The sequence below is a fragment of the Saccharothrix deserti genome (assembly GCF_009769385.1).
Classification (GTDB): Bacteria; Actinomycetota; Actinomycetes; order Mycobacteriales; family Pseudonocardiaceae; genus Actinosynnema; species Actinosynnema deserti.
Genome location: NZ_ML775961.1, coordinates 206,817 through 223,526 on the forward strand (window position 1 = coordinate 206,817; position 16,710 = coordinate 223,526).

The window sequence follows — 16,710 nt, forward strand, 5'->3', positions numbered from 1 at the left end:
AGGAGGAGACATGTCCGCTGAGACGGAGGAGATCGTGTTGCGGGAGTGGACCCGCCAGCTCGGGGTCGACGAGGCCCGCGCCGAGGACGATTTCTTCGGCATGGGCGGCAACTCGTTGCAGGCCGCGGAGTTGATGGCGGCGCTGAGCCGCGAGTTCGGCACTCGGCTGCGGCTGGCCGTGCTGCTGCGCAACCCGGTGCTGGGCGATCTCGTCAAAGCCGTCGTCGACACCGTCCGGCGGTGACGGGCGTGCTGGTCGACCTGACCGACGAATGGCGGCTGGGCGACGTGGCCCTGGTCCGCTCGGCCGGCCTCGACGCTCGTGCGGCGCTGAGCTTCTCCAGTGGCACGGCGGCGGAGTTCCTCCCGGTCGAGGAGCTCGACCGGGCCGCCGAGCGGTTGGCGGCCGACCCGTGGCTGCGCCACGCGCTGGCGTGGCAGAACCCCGCGGTGCTGGCGAACTGGGCTGCCGGTTACCGGGCCGGCGCGGCCACCGGGCGCAAGCGCGACCGGCGCATGATGGCGCTCGCCCGCTACGTGCAGCGGTACGCCACGAAGAACGACACCATCGACTTCTTCGGCCCCACCGGATGGGCCCGGCTCGACCAGACCTCGCCCGGCGTGGTGGTGAGCCAGGGGCGGGGTGAGATCGTGCGCCGGCACGCGCACTTCGAGGTCTGGGCGATCGAAGCGCTGGCCCGTCGGTGGGAAACCGGGCTGCGGCCGCACCTGTGCCCGCTGCGGGACCCGTCCAGCCGGCTGGACGGCACGACCCTGCTCCGCCCCAGCGGTCTGACCACCGAGCTCACCCCGGAGCAGGCGGCGGTCTTGGGCCGGTGCGACGGCCGCACACCGGCTGTGCGCATCGCCGCCGTGCACGGCGAAGGAGCCCTGCGGGTCCTGGAAGACCTGCACGCCGCCGGCGTCGTCCGGTGGGGCTTCCACCTCCACTTCGACGAGGCGGTGGACGACCAGCTCGCCGACCAGCTCGCGGCGCTGGCCCATCTGCCCGCCGCCCGAGACCACCTGGCGTTGCTGGACGAGCTGCGGGCCGGCCGGCGGGCCGTCGACGAGGCCGCGGACGCCGCGACGGCCTTGGCCCGCCTGCGTGATCGCTACCGGACCATCGCCGGCACCTCGGCCGTGTTGTCCAAGAAGGACAGTGCCGAGCAGCGCACGCTGCTGTGGAGCGACGCGCTCGCGGACTGGGACGTGGTGCTCGGCGCGGACGCCCTGGCCGGCCTGGCCGAGCCGCTGGGGCTGCTGCTCGACGCGTGCCGGTGGCTCACCTGGCGGATCGGTGAGCGGGTGCGCGGGCTGGTGGCGGAGTCGCTGGCGGAGACCCCGGACGGCGAGCTGTCGTTCGACATCGTGTTCGACGACCTGCGGACGGAGCTGACCGTCCAGCGGTCACCAGTGGTCGCCGAGGTCGTGCGCGAGCTCCAGGCCGTGGTCGCGGGGCTCGTCGACCCGGACCCGGCAGGCGGCCCGGTCCACCTGTCGGGGGAGCGGCTCGGCCCACGCTGGCGGAAGGCGTTCGCCGCGCCGCGCGCCGGGTGGGGCCTGGCCCGGGTGCACAGCGCGGACGTCATGCTGACCGCCGACCGGGGCTGGGTGCTCGGCGAACTGCACGTCGCGGTGAACCCGCTGGACGGCCGGTGGGCGACGCTCAACCAGCGCGACTTCGTCGACGTGGCCGCCCTGGTGGACCGAACGACGCCGGGGCCGCGCTTCCTGCCTGCGTTCCCCCGGAGCTGGGCCAGGATCAGCCCCCGCACACAGCCGGTGCGCGGCGTGCGCCTGCCCGACAAGGATCGGTACTGGACCTCGTGGCGCGACGACGTGCTGCCCGTCGACATGCCGCGTATCCGCGCGCTCGACCTGCGGGTGCGCCGGGAGGGTGAGGAGGTCGTCGTCATGGGAGAAGGTGTCCACGCCCCGATCCTCGAACTGCTCGGTGAGTTCCTGTCCATCGTCGCGGTCGATGCGTTCCGGCCGTTCGGAGAGGCGCCGCACACCCCGAGGGTGAGCCTGGACCGCCTCGTCGTGCACCGGGAGACTTGGCGGTTCCGAGCTGGTGATCTGGTCACGCCGGACGTCCGCGCGCTGGCTGCGGCGTTGCGCGACCGAGGTGTACCGCTGCACTTCTTCCACCGGCTGCCCACCGAGCCCAAGCCGGTGTTCGGCGACCTCTCCGCCGAGCCGCTGATGCGTGACCTGCTCCGACTGCTGCGCGGGGCTGATCCGGACGCGGTTCTCGTCGTCCAAGAGATGTTGCCCGGGTTCGATGACCTCTGGCTGACCGGGGCGGATGGCACGATCCACACCGGCGAGTTCCGACTGGTTGCCCTGGACGGTCGGGTAGGAGCGGGGACATCGGTCGGAAAACAGGAATCCCGGTGATGACGTCGAAGAACATCGTGCCCTCGATGTCGATGACCACCGGCTCGTCGCGGTCGTCGTCGACCAGGACGTGGTCGGGGCCCAGCTCGCCGTGGATCAGGCCGAACCGCGATCGTGGCACCACGGCGGCGTGCCGCGCCCGCAGCAGGTCGGCCAATCGGTCCCGCACGACTGCGATGCGGTCGACCCGGGCGGCGGACTGGGCGGGGTAGGCGAGCGCCGGGTCGGCCACGTGGGCGTGCATGTCCTGCCATGATCGCCCACACCGCTCACCGGAGATATCCGATTGTTGGGCCGTGCGGAACTCACCCACGAGGCCTTCGACACCAACGGCACGGCGATCCCGGGCCCGTTGGTCACGGCAGGATCGAGTCGACGTAACCCCCGTCCACCCGCACCGCCGCCCCGGTCGTCGCCGACGCCTGCGGTGACGCCAGGTACACCACCAGGTTGCCGATCTCCTCCGGCTCGATCAGCCGCCCCAGCAGGGACTGCGGCCGGTGCACGCGCATGAACTCCCGCTGCGCCTCCTCCCACGGCAGCGAACGGTCCACCAGTTGGTAGACGAAGTCCTCCACCCCACCGGTGTGCGTCGGCCCCGCGATCACGCAGTTCACCGTCACACCGCTGCCCGTCGCTTCCTTCGCGAACCCGCGCGACACGGCCAGCAGCGCCGTCTTCGACATCCCGTAGTGGATCATCTCCGCCGGGATCACCACGGCCGAGTCGCTGGCGATGTACTGCACGCGCCCCCACCCGCGCTCCCGCATCCCCGGCAGGTAGGTGCGCGTCAGTCGAACGGCCGACAGCACGTTCACCTCGAAGTACCGCCGCCACTCGTCGTCGCTGATCTCCAACGCCGGCCGCGCCCCGAAGATGCCGACGTTGTTCACCAGCACGTCCACCTCGGGCAGCACCGAGACCAGCGCGGCGGCGCCGGAATCCGTCGACACGTCCGCCGGCACGCCGACCACGTTCGCCCCCGGCACCTGCTCACGCAGCCGCGCCACCGCCTCGTGGACCGCCTCGGCCTTGCGCCCGTTCACCGCGGTCCGCGCACCGGCCCGCGCCAACGCCACCGCGATCGCCTCGCCGATACCCTGCGTCGAACCGGTGACCAGCGCCGTCTTCCCGCTCAGATCCAGGTGCATGCCAACGATGATCGCGCAAAGGGCATAACGCCGCCGTTCACGAGTACAGCGCCCCCAGGAACTCCCCAACGTCCGTCCGCCGTGGCCAAGGTCGCCAGGACGTAAAGCACGCGGCACGGCCGACACGAGCCCCGATCGCCGCCCCGCCTGCGGTCGGAGGGCTAACCGGCCCGCTTCGGACGTCGCACCTTGATCAGGTCCATATCGGTCGCCGACGCACGCATGTCGCGGAAGTCCACGCCGAACTCCTCGACCGCTCGGGCGGCCAGGGCGAGGGCCCGGTCGCACACCGCCCGATCGGTCGCCGCGACCTCGGCGCGCAACACCACGCGGAAGCTGAAGAAGTCCAGCGACCGGTCGTAGGACAGCGCGCCGTCCTCGGAGAAGCCGTTGTCGAGCACACCGTGCCGGTCGACGGCGGCCAGCAGTCGGGCGCGGCCGACGTCGTCGAGGTCGGTGAACCGGCCCCGCACCATGACCCGGTAGGTGTGCTCCATGTGCCGTCTCCTGATCGCCGCGATGTCGGCCTGTCATCGTGGAGGAACCGCCGAGAGGACCGCAATCGGATATGCCCCGACCGCGGACCGCCCACAGGCGACACGCTGGTCGTTCCCGCCCTGCGGCATCCCGCGCCTGCTGCCAGGATGAGCCCGCCGACACGACCCCGAGGAGGACCCGGTGACCTCGCGACTGAACCCGTACATCAGCTTCGCTGGAAACGCCCGCGAGGCGATGGAGTTCTACGAATCCGTTTTCGGCGGCACCCTGTCGCTCAACACGTTCGGCGAGTACGGCGCCACGGACGCGCCGGAGGCCGAGAAGATCATGCACGGCATGCTGGAGACGCCGAGCGGCTTCACGCTGATGGGCGCCGACACCCCGCCCGGCATGTCCGTCAACGCGGGCGACAACATCACCATCTGCCTCAGCGGTGACGATGCCGACGAGCTGCACGGCTACTGGGAGAAGCTGTCCGACGGCGGCAACGTCCTCACGCCGCTGGAGAAGCAGATGTGGGGCGACGAGTACGGCGCCTGCCAGGACAAGTTCGGCATCTCCTGGATGGTCAACATCAGCGCTGCCTCCTCCTGACCCCGACGACCCCGACGACCCCGCGCACTCGTACGATCGGCCCGTGCCCGGTGGGCGCGGCGTGCTCCGCGCACCGGCATCCTGCTTCAGCCCCTATCGGCTGTCACCAACGTCATGACCCGCAACACCTAGCAGGCGTGGGGCCGGTTCTGGGGCTGGGCCCCGAAGGAAGACGGTCGCCTTCGCCTCCTTGGCCGGCTACGCCGCCTGCCTGCACGCCCGCGCCACGGCGGGCCGGCGGGGACGGCGCTCGGCGTGGATCAACGTCATCAACATGGTCCGACGGTGACGCTGGGTGGGGCCGGACGGGGGTTGCCCCGCGTGGCCTGGATCACCTACCGTCCAGTAAAGGTGAAGAGGTTTCGCGTATCTCGGGTCGGGGAGTGCGAATGCGGGTCTCTCGGCGGTCATTAACGGCATCCGCGCTGATCAGCGCGCTGGTCGTGGTCGGTCTACCGGTGGCGGACGCGGCGCCGCAGCCGTACCTGGTCGGGCGGGGCATCTCCGACGTCACGGGCCCCGCCGCCGAGAACGGGATGATGGGCTACTCGGCGTTCGACCAGAAGACCACCGGCGTGCACCAGCGCCAGCGCTCCCGCGCGTTCGTGGTGGTCGACCAGGCCAGCGGCAAGCGCGTCGTGTACGTCAACGCGGACCTGGCGATGATCTTCCGGGCGGTGCAGGAAGCGGTGCTGGCGAAGCTCCAGACCCGCTACGGCTCGCTCTACACCAGGGAGAACGTGCTGCTCTCCGCCACCCACGCGCACGCCGGACCCGGCGGCTACTCGCACAACCTCGCCTACAACCTGTCGATCCTCGGCATGCAGCCGCAGACCTTGAACGCGATCACGGACGGCATCACGGAATCGGTCGTGCGGGCGCACGAAGACCTCAAACCGGGCGAGCTGTCCCTGGGACGCGGCGAGTTGACCGACGCCAGCGTGAACCGCTCGCGGGTCGCGTTCGAGCAGAACCCGGCGGCGGACAAGGCGTACTTCCCGCGGGCCATCGACCCCGCGATGACCGTGCTGCGGTTCCGGCAGAACGGCGCGGACGTCGGCGCGATCAGCTGGTTCGCCACCCACAACACGTCGCTGACGAACAAGAACACCCTGATCAGCCCGGACAACAAGGGTTACGCGGCCTACCAGTGGGAGCACGACGACCGGGGCGTGCGGTACCTGGAGGACCGGCCCGGTTTCGTCGCCGCGTTCCCCAACACGAACGCGGGCGACATGTCGCCCAACCTCAACCTGCGCCCCGGTTCCGGGCCCACCGAGGACGAGGTCGAGAACACCCGCATCATCGGCGAGCGGCAGAACCGCAAGGCGCAGCAGGTGTTCGCCGGTCCGCAGACGCCGGTCACCGGGGGAGTGGACTACCGGATGCGGTTCGTGGACATGTCGGCGGTCGCGGTCGACGGCCGGTACACCACCGACGGACGGCCGGGCACGACGTGTCCGGGCGTGGTCGGCGCGTCCACCATGGCGGGCAGCGTGGAGGACGGTCCGGCGATCCCCGGTTTCCGCGAGGGCATGACGAGCCCGTGGAAGCAGCTGTTCGAGCCGCTGGACGTCGAGGTGCCGCAGTGGCTGCGGGACTGCCAGTACCCGAAGGCGTCGCTGGTGCCGACCGGTCTGGTGCGGGCCACGCCGAACGTGCTGCCGTTGCAGATCGTGAAGATCGGACCGCTGCACCTGGTCGCCGTGCCGGGTGAGGTGACGATCGTGGCCGGTCTGCGCATCCGGAAGGCGGTGGCCGCCGAGGCCGGCGTGCCAGTCGAGAACGTGCTGGTCCAGGGCTACGCCAACGACTACAGCCAGTACGTGACCACCCCGGAGGAGTACGACCTCCAGCAGTACGAGGGCGGCTCGACCCTGTTCGGCCGCAACACCCTGCCCGCCTACCAGCAGGAGTTCGCCAAGCTCGCCGCGTCCCTGCGCGCGGGCACGCCGCTCGCGCCGGGCGCGACGCCGGCCAAGCCGCCGTTCACCGAGATCAACCTCCAGACCGGGGTGGTGTTCGACGACAAGCCGTCGGGACGCGAGTTCGGCGACGTCCTCACCGAACCGGCCACGACCTACGCGCGCGGCCAGACCGCCACGGCGGTGTTCGTGACCGGGCACCCGAAGAACAACCTGCACCGCAACGGCACGTTCCTCGAGGTCCAGCGCCTGGTCGGCGGCCGGTGGACTCGGCACGCCGACGACGGCGACTGGTCAACCCGGTACCGCTGGCAGCGCGAGGGCGTGGCGAACTCGAACGCCACGATCACGTGGACGATCCCCGCGGACACCCTGGCGGGCACGTACCGCATCGTGCACCACGGCGACTGGAAGAACGGCTGGACCGGCGCGATCACCCCGTTCACCGGCACGACCAGGACGTTCACCGTCGGTTAGCTCTCGCGGTCGAGGGGACCCCAGTCGGTGTCGGCGTGCTCCTCGACCAAGTGTTCGCACTCAGTCATCACCTCGTCGGAAATCCACCCGACCGGGTGACGGCACTGGACGAGGGGCTCGTTGTCCGGCCCGCGCCCGACCTCCTCCCCCTCCAGCACCCACGGTCGAACGCCCGGCCCACGGCGTTCCCGCAGGTGGCGGTAGTCGTGCAGGCGTCGGGCCACCCACAACCGCAGCGGCCGGTCGCCCCACCACGGCTCGGCCGCCAGAGGGTTGGCGGACAGACCGGGCAGCTGCCCACCGGTCAACCCGTCCCGGCTGCTCCGCCCGCCGTCCGCCTCAGGACCACGTGACCAGCGCACGAACAACTCGTGCGCGGGCGACCGGTCCTCGATCAGCGCGACGAGGTCGTCGAGGTCGGCGAAGGTGCGCATGGGCCTGGGTTGCCCCGGAGGCCGTGGTTCGAACGCGAACAGCCTGGGTATGAGCTTTAGCATGACGGAAGCGACCACGACGGCCCGACACTCGCTGTGGTCGGAGGCGATACCGCACGGCCGGTTCCCCGTGCTCACCGGCCAGACGACCGTGGACGTCGCGGTCGTCGGTGCGGGCATCACCGGGGTCACCACGGCGTTGCTGCTCAAGCGCGAGGGTCTGCGGGTGGCGCTCGTGGAGGCCGACCGGGTGGGCAGCGGGGTGAGCGGCAACAACACCGCCAAGGTCACCGCGCTGCAGTCCACTGTGTACTCCCGGATCGAGCGCAAGCACAGTGCCGAGGCGGCGGCCGACTACGCCACCGGCAACGCGGCCGCCGTCGAGCGGGTGGCGGCGCTGGTGTCCGAAGAGGGCATCGAGTGCGACCTGCGGCGGATGCCCGCTTACACGTTCGCGTTCACCGAGGACGAACTGCCCGCCGTCGAGAAAGAGGGCACCGCCGCGATCACGGCGGGCCTGCCGGTGTCACGCGATCGCGGTGAGCTGATGGGCGTGTCGTTCCCGGTGGCGGGCGCGGTGCGGTTGGACGACCAGTTGGCGATCCACCCGGTGAACTACGTGCGCGGCCTCGCGGAGGTCGTGGACGGCGACGGGAGCCGGATCTACGAGGGCAGCCGGGTGCTGGGCGTCGACGACGGCGCGCCGTGCCGCGTCCACACCGACCGCGGCACGGTCGTCGCCGGACGCGTCGTGATCGCCACGCACTACCCGATCCTGGACCGGGGCCTGTACTTCGCGCGGTTGGAGCCGACGCGCTCCTACTGCGTGGCCGCGAGGCTGCGGTCCGGCACGCCGCCGACCGGTCTCGCGATCAGCACGGGCAGCAGGTCGTGGTCGCTGTCGAGGTCCGGTGACCTGCTGATCGTCGCCGGGCGCGGCCACCCGACCGGATCGTCCGCAGGCGACCCGTACGCCGAGCTGGCCGCGTTCGCCCGCGAGCACTGGGACGTCGCTGAGGTGACCCACCGCTGGTCCGCCCAGGACCCGACGTCCTACGACAACCTGCCGATGATCGGCCCCTACACACCCGGCTCGACCACGTTGTACGGCGCGACCGGGTTCATGAAGTGGGGCCTGAGCAACGGCACCATGGCCGCGGACCTGCTGACCGACCTGGTCGTGGGCCGGGACAACCGGCTGGCGGAGCGGTTCAGCCCCCACCGGCTCACCCTGGGCGCCACCCCGAAGTTGGCCAAGCTGAACGTGAAAGTGGCCGTGGACCTGGTCGGCGACCGGCTGAAGCCGGCCGAGGTCGAGTCGGTCGCGGACGTCCCGCCCGGCGAGGCGCGGGTGGTGCGCGACGGCGTGGGCAAGGCCGGTGTGTACCGCGACGACGCGGGCGGCGTTCACGGCGTGTCGTTGCGCTGCACCCACCTCGGCTGCCTGGTCCGATTCAACTCCGCCGAGCACAGCTGGGACTGCCCGTGCCACGGGTCGCGGTTCGACGTGGACGGCGCCGTGCTCGAAGGCCCGGCGACCAAGCCCCTGCCAAGGCGTGATCCGGCCTGATGACGGTGGGCGTCGAGGAGGAATTCCTCCTCGTGGACCCGTCGACCCGTCGCCCGGTGCCCCGCGCGGCGGACGTTCTGGCACGCGTGGGCGCGCTGCCGCCGGGCGCGGAAGTCCACCGTGAGCTGAGCGGCACGCAGGTGGAGTTCGCCAGCGGTGTGTGCGATGACCTGGACGAATTGCGCGACCAGCTGACAGCCGGTCGGCGCACGTTGGCCGGCGCCGCTCACGCCGAGGGCGTGCGGCTGCTCCCGTCCGGGTCGCCGCCGCTCGCCGACCCGGAACCGCGGTTGAGCGCGGGGGAGAGGTTCGAGCGGATCGAGTCGGTGTACCGCGGCCAGGTGAGCGGGTACCAGTGCTGCGGTTGCCACGTGCACGTCGGCGTGCCCGACCGGGAGACGGCCGTGCACGTGGTCGACCACCTGCGGCCGTGGCTGCCGACGCTGCTCGCGCTGGGCGGGAACTCGCCGTTCGACCGGGGCCGCGACACCGGCTACGCGAGCTGGCGGATCATGGACCAGTCGGGGTTCCCCGGCTCGGGCGTGCCGCCGCTCTTCCGAACGGCTGCCGAGCACGACGCGCGGGTGGCCCGGCTGGTGGACTGCGGGGTGCTGGTGGACGCCGCCATGACGTTCTGGCTGGCCCGGCCGTCACCGCGGTACCCGACCGTCGAGGTGCGCGTCGCCGACACCGCGGCGACGGTGGACGACGCCGTGCTCCAAGCCGGTCTGACCAGGGCTCTCGTGGACACGGCGCGATCCGCCGGAACCGCGCCGGAACCGGACGACCAGGTGTTGGCGGCGGCGGTGTGGTCGGCGGCCCGGTACGGGCTGTCCGGACCGGGCGTGGACCCGGTCGTCGCACGTCAGGTGCCTGCGCTCGAGCTGGTGGAGGCGTTGCTGGAGCACGTGTCCGACGCGTTGGGTGACGACCGCGATCACATCCGGTCGCTGGTACGCGATGTGCTGGTCGACGGCACGGGCGCGCAACGACAGCGCCGGGCCGGATCACCGGAGGCCGCGGTCGACCTGCTTACGTGCGCCTCGACCGGCGTGCGCCTCGACGGAACGGGTAACCCCACGTCATGACCACTGTGGACCCGACCGTCGACCAGGCCGTGCTGCCGACCCCGCGCGGTCCCCTGTCCGCCGTCGTGATCGACGCCCTGCGCGCCGACCCGCCGGCCGACCTGCCGTCGCGGGTGTCGGCGGACCCGTACGGCGAGGACCTGCAACTGGCCCTGCACGTGTGCTACGAGCTGCACTACCAGGGCTTCGCGGGCGTGTCGGACGACTGGGAGTGGAACCCGGAACTCCTGCGGTTCCGCACCGCACTGGAACGGGTGTTCCTCGGTGCTCTGCGCGCCGACGTGCCCGGCGGCGCGGACATCGCCGGCGTGCTGGACGAACTGCTGGTCGAGCCGGTCGACGGCGTCGGCGTGAGCCACTACCTCAAGGACGAGGGGGAGTGGTGGCAGATGCGCGAGTACCTGGCGTTGCGGTCGATCTACCACCTCAAGGAGGCCGACCCGCACGCGTGGGTGATCCCGCGCCTGCGCGGCCCGGCGAAGGCGGCGCTGGTGGCCGTGGAGTTCGACGAGTTCGGCGGCGGGCGTGCCGACCGGATGCACTCGCGGCTGTTCGCGGACCTACTCGTCGGCGCCGGTCTGCACGACGGATACCTGCACTACCTGGAACACGCGCCCGCCGAGACGCTGGCCACGGTGAACCTGATGTCGCTGTGCGGGCTGCACCGGTCGTTGCGCGGGGCACTGGTGGGGCACTTCGCCGCCGCCGAGATCACCACCGCGCCCAGTGCCGCGCGGATGGCGAAGGCGTTGGAGCGACTGGACGCGCACCCCGACTGCGTGGAGTTCTTCACCGAGCACATCGAGGCGGACGCGGTGCACGAGCAGGTGATGCGCCGGGACGTGATCGGCGACCTGCTGGCCCGTGAGCCGGAGCTGACCGAGTCCGTCGTGTTCGGCGTGCAGGCCACGGAGTTGTTGGAACAACGCCTGGGCGACCACCTGTTGAACGCGTGGAAAGAGGGGCGGACGGCGCTGCGCCTGCCCCTCTGACCTCTGACCAAGAACGGCAAGAACGGTCAGCGGCGTTTGCGGTGGCTCGTGTCGCACAGCGGGTAACGCTTGCTGCGGCGGCACGCGCACACCGCGACGACGAACCGGTCCGAGCACACCACCGTCCCGTCGTCCAGCCGCAACTCGACCGGCCCCTCCACCAGGACGGGGCCGCCGGGCACGACGGTCACCACTCGCGCGTCACGCGGCGTCGGCACGGATCACCACCAGCTCCTCGTGTTCCTGGCCGTCCTCGATGAGCCCGCGCCGGGCCAACCACCCGGCCCGCTCACGCATGACCGGCCCGAACGGCACCGTGCGGCGGGCCACCACCGAAGCCTTCAACCCACCGCCGCGCAACTGCCGCAGGGTGAGGTCCGAATCGCACAGCGACGAGTGCACGACGAGCCCGATGCCCTTCGCCGCCAACAACAACGGCATCACCGCGCATAACCGGTCGAGCACGGAACGCCCTTCCGGCCCCGCGTCCCACGCCCGCGCACGTCCTCGTTCCGGCACCGACGCGCTGGGCACGTAAGGCGGGTTGGCCGTGACGACGTCGAACTCGCCGTCGCCGACGAGATCACCGAAGTCGCCGTTGCGCACGCGTACCCGGAGGCCGCGCATTCGAGCGTTGAGCCAGGTGGTGAGGAGAGCACGTCGACACAGGTCGACCGCCGTGACCTCACCCGCACCGCCGAGGCCAGCGGCGACCGCCAACGCACCGGTTCCGGTGCACACGTCCAGCACCCGCCCGCCACGCGGCATCCCCGCGTCCGTCAACGCCTCGGCCAGCAGCCACGTGTCCTCCTGGGGCCGGTACACGCCCGGCGGTCTCCACAACCACATAGGACAGTGGTTCCCAGCGTTTTGTACCGCAAACGAACGGACTTCCGAGGAATGGAAGGCAAAGAACGGGGAATCCTCCTGTACCTGACAGGGAGGTCGGATAGGCGTGGTCCAGGCGACACGTGCGGTGGCCCGGGAACAGGTGCTGGTGGCGATGCTCGGCATCCCCCGCCTGCTGGCCCACCCTGCGTGGCGCGGCGCCGATCCCGGTGAAGGCCGCGGCCTCGGTGTCCTGCTGGTGCCGGGTTTCGGCTTCGGCGACCGGAGCCTGCACCTGACCGGCAAGTGGCTCCGCAAACGCGGTTACGTCCCGATCGGAGCACGCATCGGCCTGAACGTGGGCTGCACGACCGCACTGGTCGAACGCCTGGAACGCCGTCTGGAGGCGCACGCCGAGGCGACCGGCGACCGGGTCGTCCTGTTCGGGCAGAGCCGCGGCGGCGGGCTGGCCAGGATCCTGGCGGTGCGCAGGCCGGAGTTGGTGCGTGGCCTGGTGATGCTCGCGAGCCCGGTGCTGGACCAGTTGGGCGCGCACCCCAGCGTGCTCCGCGTGGCGCGGAAGCTGGCCCGACTGTCCGCGGCGGGCGTTCCGGGCCTGTTGGACGAGGACTGCTTCACGGGCGCGTGCTACGACACGAACTCCGCCGGGTTGGCCACGCCGCTGAAGGTGCTGGCCATCGCGGTGTTCTCCCGCAACGACGCCATCGCGCCGTGGGAGCTGTGCGCCGATCCGTGCGCGGACTGCGTCGAGGTGAGCAGCTCGCACACGGGCATGGCGCTGGACCCGGAGGTGTACCGGCTCCTCGCGCCGCGCTTGGCCGCTTGGGCGCGGAGCAAGGAACCGGTGTCCGTGGCCGGCTGACCCACCGCGAGAACCACCCACCGCGAGCTACCCCACCGCAGGCTGAGCTACCGCAGGCTGAGCTACCGCGACGGCGGCACGTGGAGGCGGGAGCCGGTGGCCTCCGTGCTCGGCCACCACGCGCCATTCTCCGCGACGTAGTACAGGCGCGGCCCGATCTCGCTGATCGTGCGGATCGCGTCCACCAGGCGGTCGACGTGGTCCACCCCGATGCCCAGCCCCAGGCTGGCGCGGACGGCCGGGCGTTCGCGGGACAGGTGACGTGCCAGCGGTTGGGCGCAGAAATCGCCGTGCCGGACACCGATGCCGTACTCCACCGACAGCGCCGTCGCCAGGAGCGCCGAATCGACACCGTCCACGGTGAACGCGACCATCGCCACCCGTTCGCTGGTCGCGCCGAACAACGACACCTCGACCACTTCCGGGATCTCCGCCAACCCCGTCCGCAACCTGTTCAGCAGCACCGATTCGTACGGCATCACCGAGTTCCACGCCGACCGGAGCGTCTGGCAGGCCGCCGCCAACGCGACCGCGCCCACCACGTTCGCCCCGCCCGCCTCGTGCCGCACCGACCCGGACGCCCACGTCACGCTGCCGTCGCCGACGTCCACCGTGGCGCCGCACCCGGCCAGGTGCGGACGTGCCCGCGCCAGCCAGTCCGGCCGACCCGCCAGCACGCCGATCCCGAACGGCGCGTACATCTTGTGCCCGCTGAACGCCACGTAGTCGACGTCCAGCCCGGCGATGTCGATCGGCTGGTGCGCGGCCAACTGCGCCGCGTCCACCGCGATCCGCGCGCCGTGCCGACGGCACAACGCGACCACGTCCTCCAACGGCATCAGCTCGCCGGTCACGTTCAGCACCGCGCTCACCGCCACCAGCACCGAGCCGCCGAGCGTCCGCAGCGCCTCGTCCAACGACGTCAGCATGTCCTCCACGGAGGACGGGATCGGCAGCCGGTGCACGTTCTGCCACGGCAGCAGCAGAGCGTGGTGCTCGCTCGAGAACACCACCACCGTCGTCCCGTCGGGCACGGCCATCGCCAGCAGCTTCACCGCGTCGGTCGTGTTGCGGGTGAACACCAGGTAGTCGTCGTCCCGGCAGCCCACGAACCCGCGCACCACCCGTCTCGCCTCTTCGAAGCGGGCGGTGGACATCGCGGACAGCGTGCCGGAGCCCTCGTGGGCGCTGGCGTACCAGGGCAGGAACGCCTGCGCGGCCTCGGCGACGGCGACCATGCACGGCGCGGTGGCGGCGTGGTCGAAGTTCGCGAACGACGCCGTCGCGCCGGAACCCAACGGCACCTGGAGGTCCGCACCCAGTACGGCGGGCAGCACGGATCGCGCGCCCTCGGTGGGCCGGTGCTGTGCGAACGGCCGGACCGTCCGGTCCGCGTCCAGGAACAGGGTCACCGCGCTTCCCCGGCGAGCGAGCCTTCGACCAGCGAGCTTTCAACGGCCGCGCCTTCGACCGCCACGTCGTCGGGCAGCGCGTCGAGGTAGTCGTGCACCCCGTCGTAGGCGAACGTGAGCACCCGCGACCCGGCGGGCAGGGTTCGTGCCACCCGGCACGCCGCCACCAGGTTCGCCGCGGACGAGATGCCGACCGCCAGCCCTTCGGTCCGCATGACCCGTTGCATCATCTGCCGCGCCTCGTCGAACGACACCTGCACCTCGTCCGAGACCAGGCTCATGTCCAGCACCGCCGGCACCAACCCGACCGCGAGCCCCTGGATCGAGTGCGTCACGAACCGGTTCTCCCGCAACGAACAGCCCTCCGGCTGCACGGCCACGACCCGCATCGACGGGTTGTGCTCCGACAGCACCCGACCGACCCCGGTGATGTGCCCGCCCGTGCCGACGCCCGCGACCAGCGCGTCCGGCAGCCGTGACCCGAGCGCGGCCATGATCTCCACCGCCGTGGTCCGCTCGTGGATCGCCGGGTTCGCCGGGTTGGCCTGCTGGTTGAGCATCACCCAGTCCGGGTTGTCGAACAGCAGCCCCAACGCCATGTCGGCGTGCGAGTTGTTGCCCAGCGTGTGGTCGGACAGCCGCACCTCGGCGCCGTAGCTGCGCAGCAGCCGCTGCTTGGCCGGGCTGTAGTTGTCCGGGATCACCAGGACCAGCCGGTAGCCGAGGATCGCCGACGCCATGGCCAGCCCGATCCCGGTGTTGCCGCCGGTGGACTCGATGATGGTCTGGCCGCTGCCGCGGACCAGCTCGCCGTCCTTCTCCGCCTCCAGGATCATGTTCAACGCGATCCGCACCTTGTGGCTGCCGCCGGGGTTCAGCAGCTCCAGCTTCAGCAGCAGCTCGCGGTCCAGGTCCGGCTCCAACCGGGACAGCCGCACGATCGGCGTGTCGCCGATCGCGTCCAGCACCGAATCGGCGATGCCCTTGCCCATGCTCACTCCTGCGTGACGTGCGGGGGGATGGTTTTCTCGCGCGGCGCGCCGAAGGTCGCGATCGCGGTGTAGCGGCCGAGGTCGGCGTCGAAGTCGAACAGCCGGGCGCCGAGCACCTCGTCCTGCGAGGTGTCCACGACCAGGTGCCGCACCGGGTACACGGGGGTGCCCTCGAACACCGCGAACCGGTGGTCCTCGTCGCTGAAGTACGCGCCCGCGTCGGGGTGCGAGTGGTAGATGACGCGGACCGGGTCGTCGCCGTCGAACGAGTCCTCCAGCTCGCGCAGGTCGTCCACGCCGAACGCGTACCCGGTCCGGCTCTCCCGGTCGTAGACCTCGGGCCGGTCCTCGATCACGTTGACGCAGTCCTTCACGCCACCGGCCCGGATGAACCCGCACGCCTCGGACGGGTACCGGGCCAGCACGTGCCGGTAGACCTCGGCGAGCGCCGCGTCGGTCGGCCGCCCGTCGCCGTCCAGCGTGGCGGGCGGCGGCAGCACCTTGCGCTGGTTCCACTGCGTGACACCGAAGGCGCCCAGGATGACCAGCGTCAGCAGCAGGTCGACCCAGCCGAACGACGCGCCCTCGATCACCACCGCGAGGAACTGGGCGATGATCGGGAACAGCACGAACGCGAACGACACGATGACCGTGTCCATCCGCTGGATCAGCCAGAAGTACACCGCGAACCCGATGGCGGACGCGACCACGCCGAGGTAGATCGTCGCGCCGACGCTGCGGGTGGTGAACGCGTCCGCGCCCGGCCGTTCGACCAGCAGACCCAGACCGGTCAGCAGCACGCCGCCGACGGCCATGGGCAGGGTGTTCAACGTGAGCGTCGGCATCCTGCCGCCGTGCTTCTTGATCATGATGTAGGCCAGCGCGTGGATCACCGCCGCGCCGAGCAGCGCCGCGACGCCCACGACGTTCGTCACCGCCACGCCCTGCGAGTGCACGATCAGCGTGCCCAGGGCGGCGAACGCGACCAGCACGGCCGCGGCCTGCGTGGTGGTGATGCGGGTGCGCAGGATCGGCACGCTGAACACGATCATGAGGATCGACACCGACGACACGCAGATCGACGCCAGGCCCGACGACACGTACAGCTCGCCGTAGTTGAACAGGAAGAACGGCACGGTGAAGTAGCAGCCGACCATGAAGACGAAGAACCAGCCCATGCCGCTCGGGTAGCGCAGCGGGTTGCGCAGCGCGCGGCAGGCCACGATGAACACCGGTGCGGCGACGATGAAGCGCAGGCCGGACGCGGTGAGCGGCGGCATGTCGGCGACGGCGAGCTTGATCGCGATCCAGGTCGAGCCCCAGATCAGCACGACGGCGGTGAAGCTCACCGCGATCAGCGCCGTCTGCTTGCGGGGTTGACCGGGCGTCGAGGTCGCGGCGGCAGGCCGCGGCGCCTCGATCTCAGGTGCGGACATCGACCGGGATCTCCAGACTGGGAAAGG

16 protein-coding genes and 1 pseudogene are annotated in these 16,710 nt (G+C 71.2%); 8 read left to right on the forward strand and 9 right to left on the reverse strand.

What is annotated here, in order from left to right:
• The first annotated feature begins 10 nt into the window (after window positions 1-10).
• Together FM051_RS05700 and FM051_RS51520 are read left to right on the forward strand one after the other, a co-directional pair.
• Window positions 11-244 carry a phosphopantetheine-binding protein gene (locus FM051_RS05700; RefSeq protein WP_158841400.1) on the forward strand — a complete coding sequence of 78 codons (234 nt, stop codon included), beginning with the start codon at window positions 11-13 and terminating at the stop codon, window positions 242-244.
• A complete protein-coding gene (locus FM051_RS51520; protein ID WP_158841401.1) occupies window positions 241-2,403 on the forward strand; it encodes a lantibiotic dehydratase in 2,163 nt (720 codons plus the stop codon). Before FM051_RS05700 ends, FM051_RS51520 begins: the two co-directional genes overlap by 4 nt.
• Before the next feature lie 25 nt (window positions 2,404-2,428).
• On the opposite strand, the pseudogene FM051_RS51525 reads toward FM051_RS51520, so the two are convergent.
• The 3 genes and pseudogenes from FM051_RS51525 to FM051_RS05720 form a co-directional block, all read right to left on the reverse strand.
• A pseudogene (locus FM051_RS51525) lies at window positions 2,429-2,647 on the reverse strand (phosphotransferase); the annotation flags it as partial.
• A gap of 112 nt (window positions 2,648-2,759) precedes the next feature.
• Complete coding sequence (locus tag FM051_RS05715) at window positions 2,760-3,554, reverse strand: SDR family NAD(P)-dependent oxidoreductase (RefSeq protein ID WP_158841403.1); 795 nt, start codon at window positions 3,552-3,554, stop codon at window positions 2,760-2,762.
• A 161-nt stretch (window positions 3,555-3,715) separates the two neighbouring features.
• Window positions 3,716-4,051 carry a DUF6204 family protein gene (locus tag FM051_RS05720; protein WP_158841405.1) on the reverse strand — a complete coding sequence of 112 codons (336 nt, stop codon included), beginning with the start codon at window positions 4,049-4,051 and terminating at the stop codon, window positions 3,716-3,718.
• A 181-nt stretch (window positions 4,052-4,232) separates the two neighbouring features.
• Here FM051_RS05720 and FM051_RS05725 point away from each other — a divergent pair, with 181 nt between their 5' ends.
• Together FM051_RS05725 and FM051_RS05730 are read left to right on the forward strand one after the other, a co-directional pair.
• The gene (locus FM051_RS05725) at window positions 4,233-4,646 is read left to right on the forward strand and encodes a VOC family protein (protein ID WP_158841407.1); all 414 of its coding nucleotides are present in this window, start codon (window positions 4,233-4,235) and stop codon (window positions 4,644-4,646) included.
• A gap of 389 nt (window positions 4,647-5,035) precedes the next feature.
• Window positions 5,036-7,048, forward strand: a complete 2,013-nt coding sequence (locus tag FM051_RS05730; RefSeq protein WP_158841409.1) for a neutral/alkaline ceramidase — start codon at window positions 5,036-5,038, stop codon at window positions 7,046-7,048.
• Here the strand turns inward: FM051_RS05730 and FM051_RS05735 are convergent.
• Window positions 7,045-7,482, reverse strand: a complete 438-nt coding sequence (locus tag FM051_RS05735) for a DUF6098 family protein (RefSeq protein WP_158841411.1) — start codon at window positions 7,480-7,482, stop codon at window positions 7,045-7,047. The genes FM051_RS05730 and FM051_RS05735 overlap by 4 nt on opposite strands.
• A 61-nt stretch (window positions 7,483-7,543) precedes the next feature.
• Here FM051_RS05735 and FM051_RS05740 point away from each other — a divergent pair, with 61 nt between their 5' ends.
• From FM051_RS05740 to FM051_RS05750, 3 genes are read left to right on the forward strand one after another with little or no spacing between them, the layout of a single operon-like run.
• Complete coding sequence (locus FM051_RS05740) at window positions 7,544-9,052, forward strand: FAD-dependent oxidoreductase (protein WP_158841413.1); 1,509 nt, start codon at window positions 7,544-7,546, stop codon at window positions 9,050-9,052.
• Window positions 9,052-10,140, forward strand: coding sequence for a carboxylate-amine ligase (locus tag FM051_RS05745; protein WP_158841415.1), 1,089 nt, complete (start codon window positions 9,052-9,054; stop codon window positions 10,138-10,140). Before FM051_RS05740 ends, FM051_RS05745 begins: the two co-directional genes overlap by 1 nt.
• Window positions 10,137-11,132: an iron-containing redox enzyme family protein gene (locus FM051_RS05750; protein WP_158841417.1), complete on the forward strand. Its 996-nt coding sequence runs from the start codon at window positions 10,137-10,139 to the stop codon at window positions 11,130-11,132. The genes FM051_RS05745 and FM051_RS05750 overlap by 4 nt, the downstream gene beginning before the upstream one ends.
• 26 nt (window positions 11,133-11,158) lie before the next feature.
• Here the strand turns inward: FM051_RS05750 and FM051_RS05755 are convergent, their stop codons facing one another.
• A complete protein-coding gene (locus FM051_RS05755; RefSeq protein ID WP_033439821.1) occupies window positions 11,159-11,350 on the reverse strand; it encodes a CDGSH iron-sulfur domain-containing protein in 192 nt (63 codons plus the stop codon).
• Window positions 11,334-11,981 carry a HemK2/MTQ2 family protein methyltransferase gene (locus FM051_RS05760; protein WP_158841419.1) on the reverse strand — a complete coding sequence of 216 codons (648 nt, stop codon included), beginning with the start codon at window positions 11,979-11,981 and terminating at the stop codon, window positions 11,334-11,336. The genes FM051_RS05755 and FM051_RS05760 overlap by 17 nt, the downstream gene beginning before the upstream one ends.
• Before the next feature lie 154 nt (window positions 11,982-12,135).
• On the opposite strand from FM051_RS05760, the gene FM051_RS05765 reads away from it, so the two are divergent.
• A complete protein-coding gene (locus FM051_RS05765) occupies window positions 12,136-12,843 on the forward strand; it encodes an alpha/beta fold hydrolase (RefSeq protein WP_158841850.1) in 708 nt (235 codons plus the stop codon).
• A 62-nt stretch (window positions 12,844-12,905) separates the two neighbouring features.
• On the opposite strand, the gene FM051_RS05770 is transcribed toward FM051_RS05765, so the two are convergent.
• Genes FM051_RS05770 through FM051_RS05780 form a run of 3 tightly spaced genes read right to left on the reverse strand, consistent with a single transcriptional unit; the run spans window position 12,906 to window position 16,683 of the window.
• A complete protein-coding gene (locus FM051_RS05770) occupies window positions 12,906-14,255 on the reverse strand; it encodes an aminotransferase class V-fold PLP-dependent enzyme (protein ID WP_238412153.1) in 1,350 nt (449 codons plus the stop codon).
• Window positions 14,252-15,247, reverse strand: a complete 996-nt coding sequence (locus tag FM051_RS05775; protein ID WP_158841421.1) for a PLP-dependent cysteine synthase family protein — start codon at window positions 15,245-15,247, stop codon at window positions 14,252-14,254. The genes FM051_RS05770 and FM051_RS05775 overlap by 4 nt, the downstream gene beginning before the upstream one ends.
• 2 nt (window positions 15,248-15,249) lie before the next feature.
• Entirely contained in the window at window positions 15,250-16,683 is a 1,434-nt protein-coding gene (locus tag FM051_RS05780) for an EamA family transporter (RefSeq protein ID WP_158841423.1), read from the reverse strand.
• Between the last annotated feature and the right edge of the window lie 27 nt (window positions 16,684-16,710).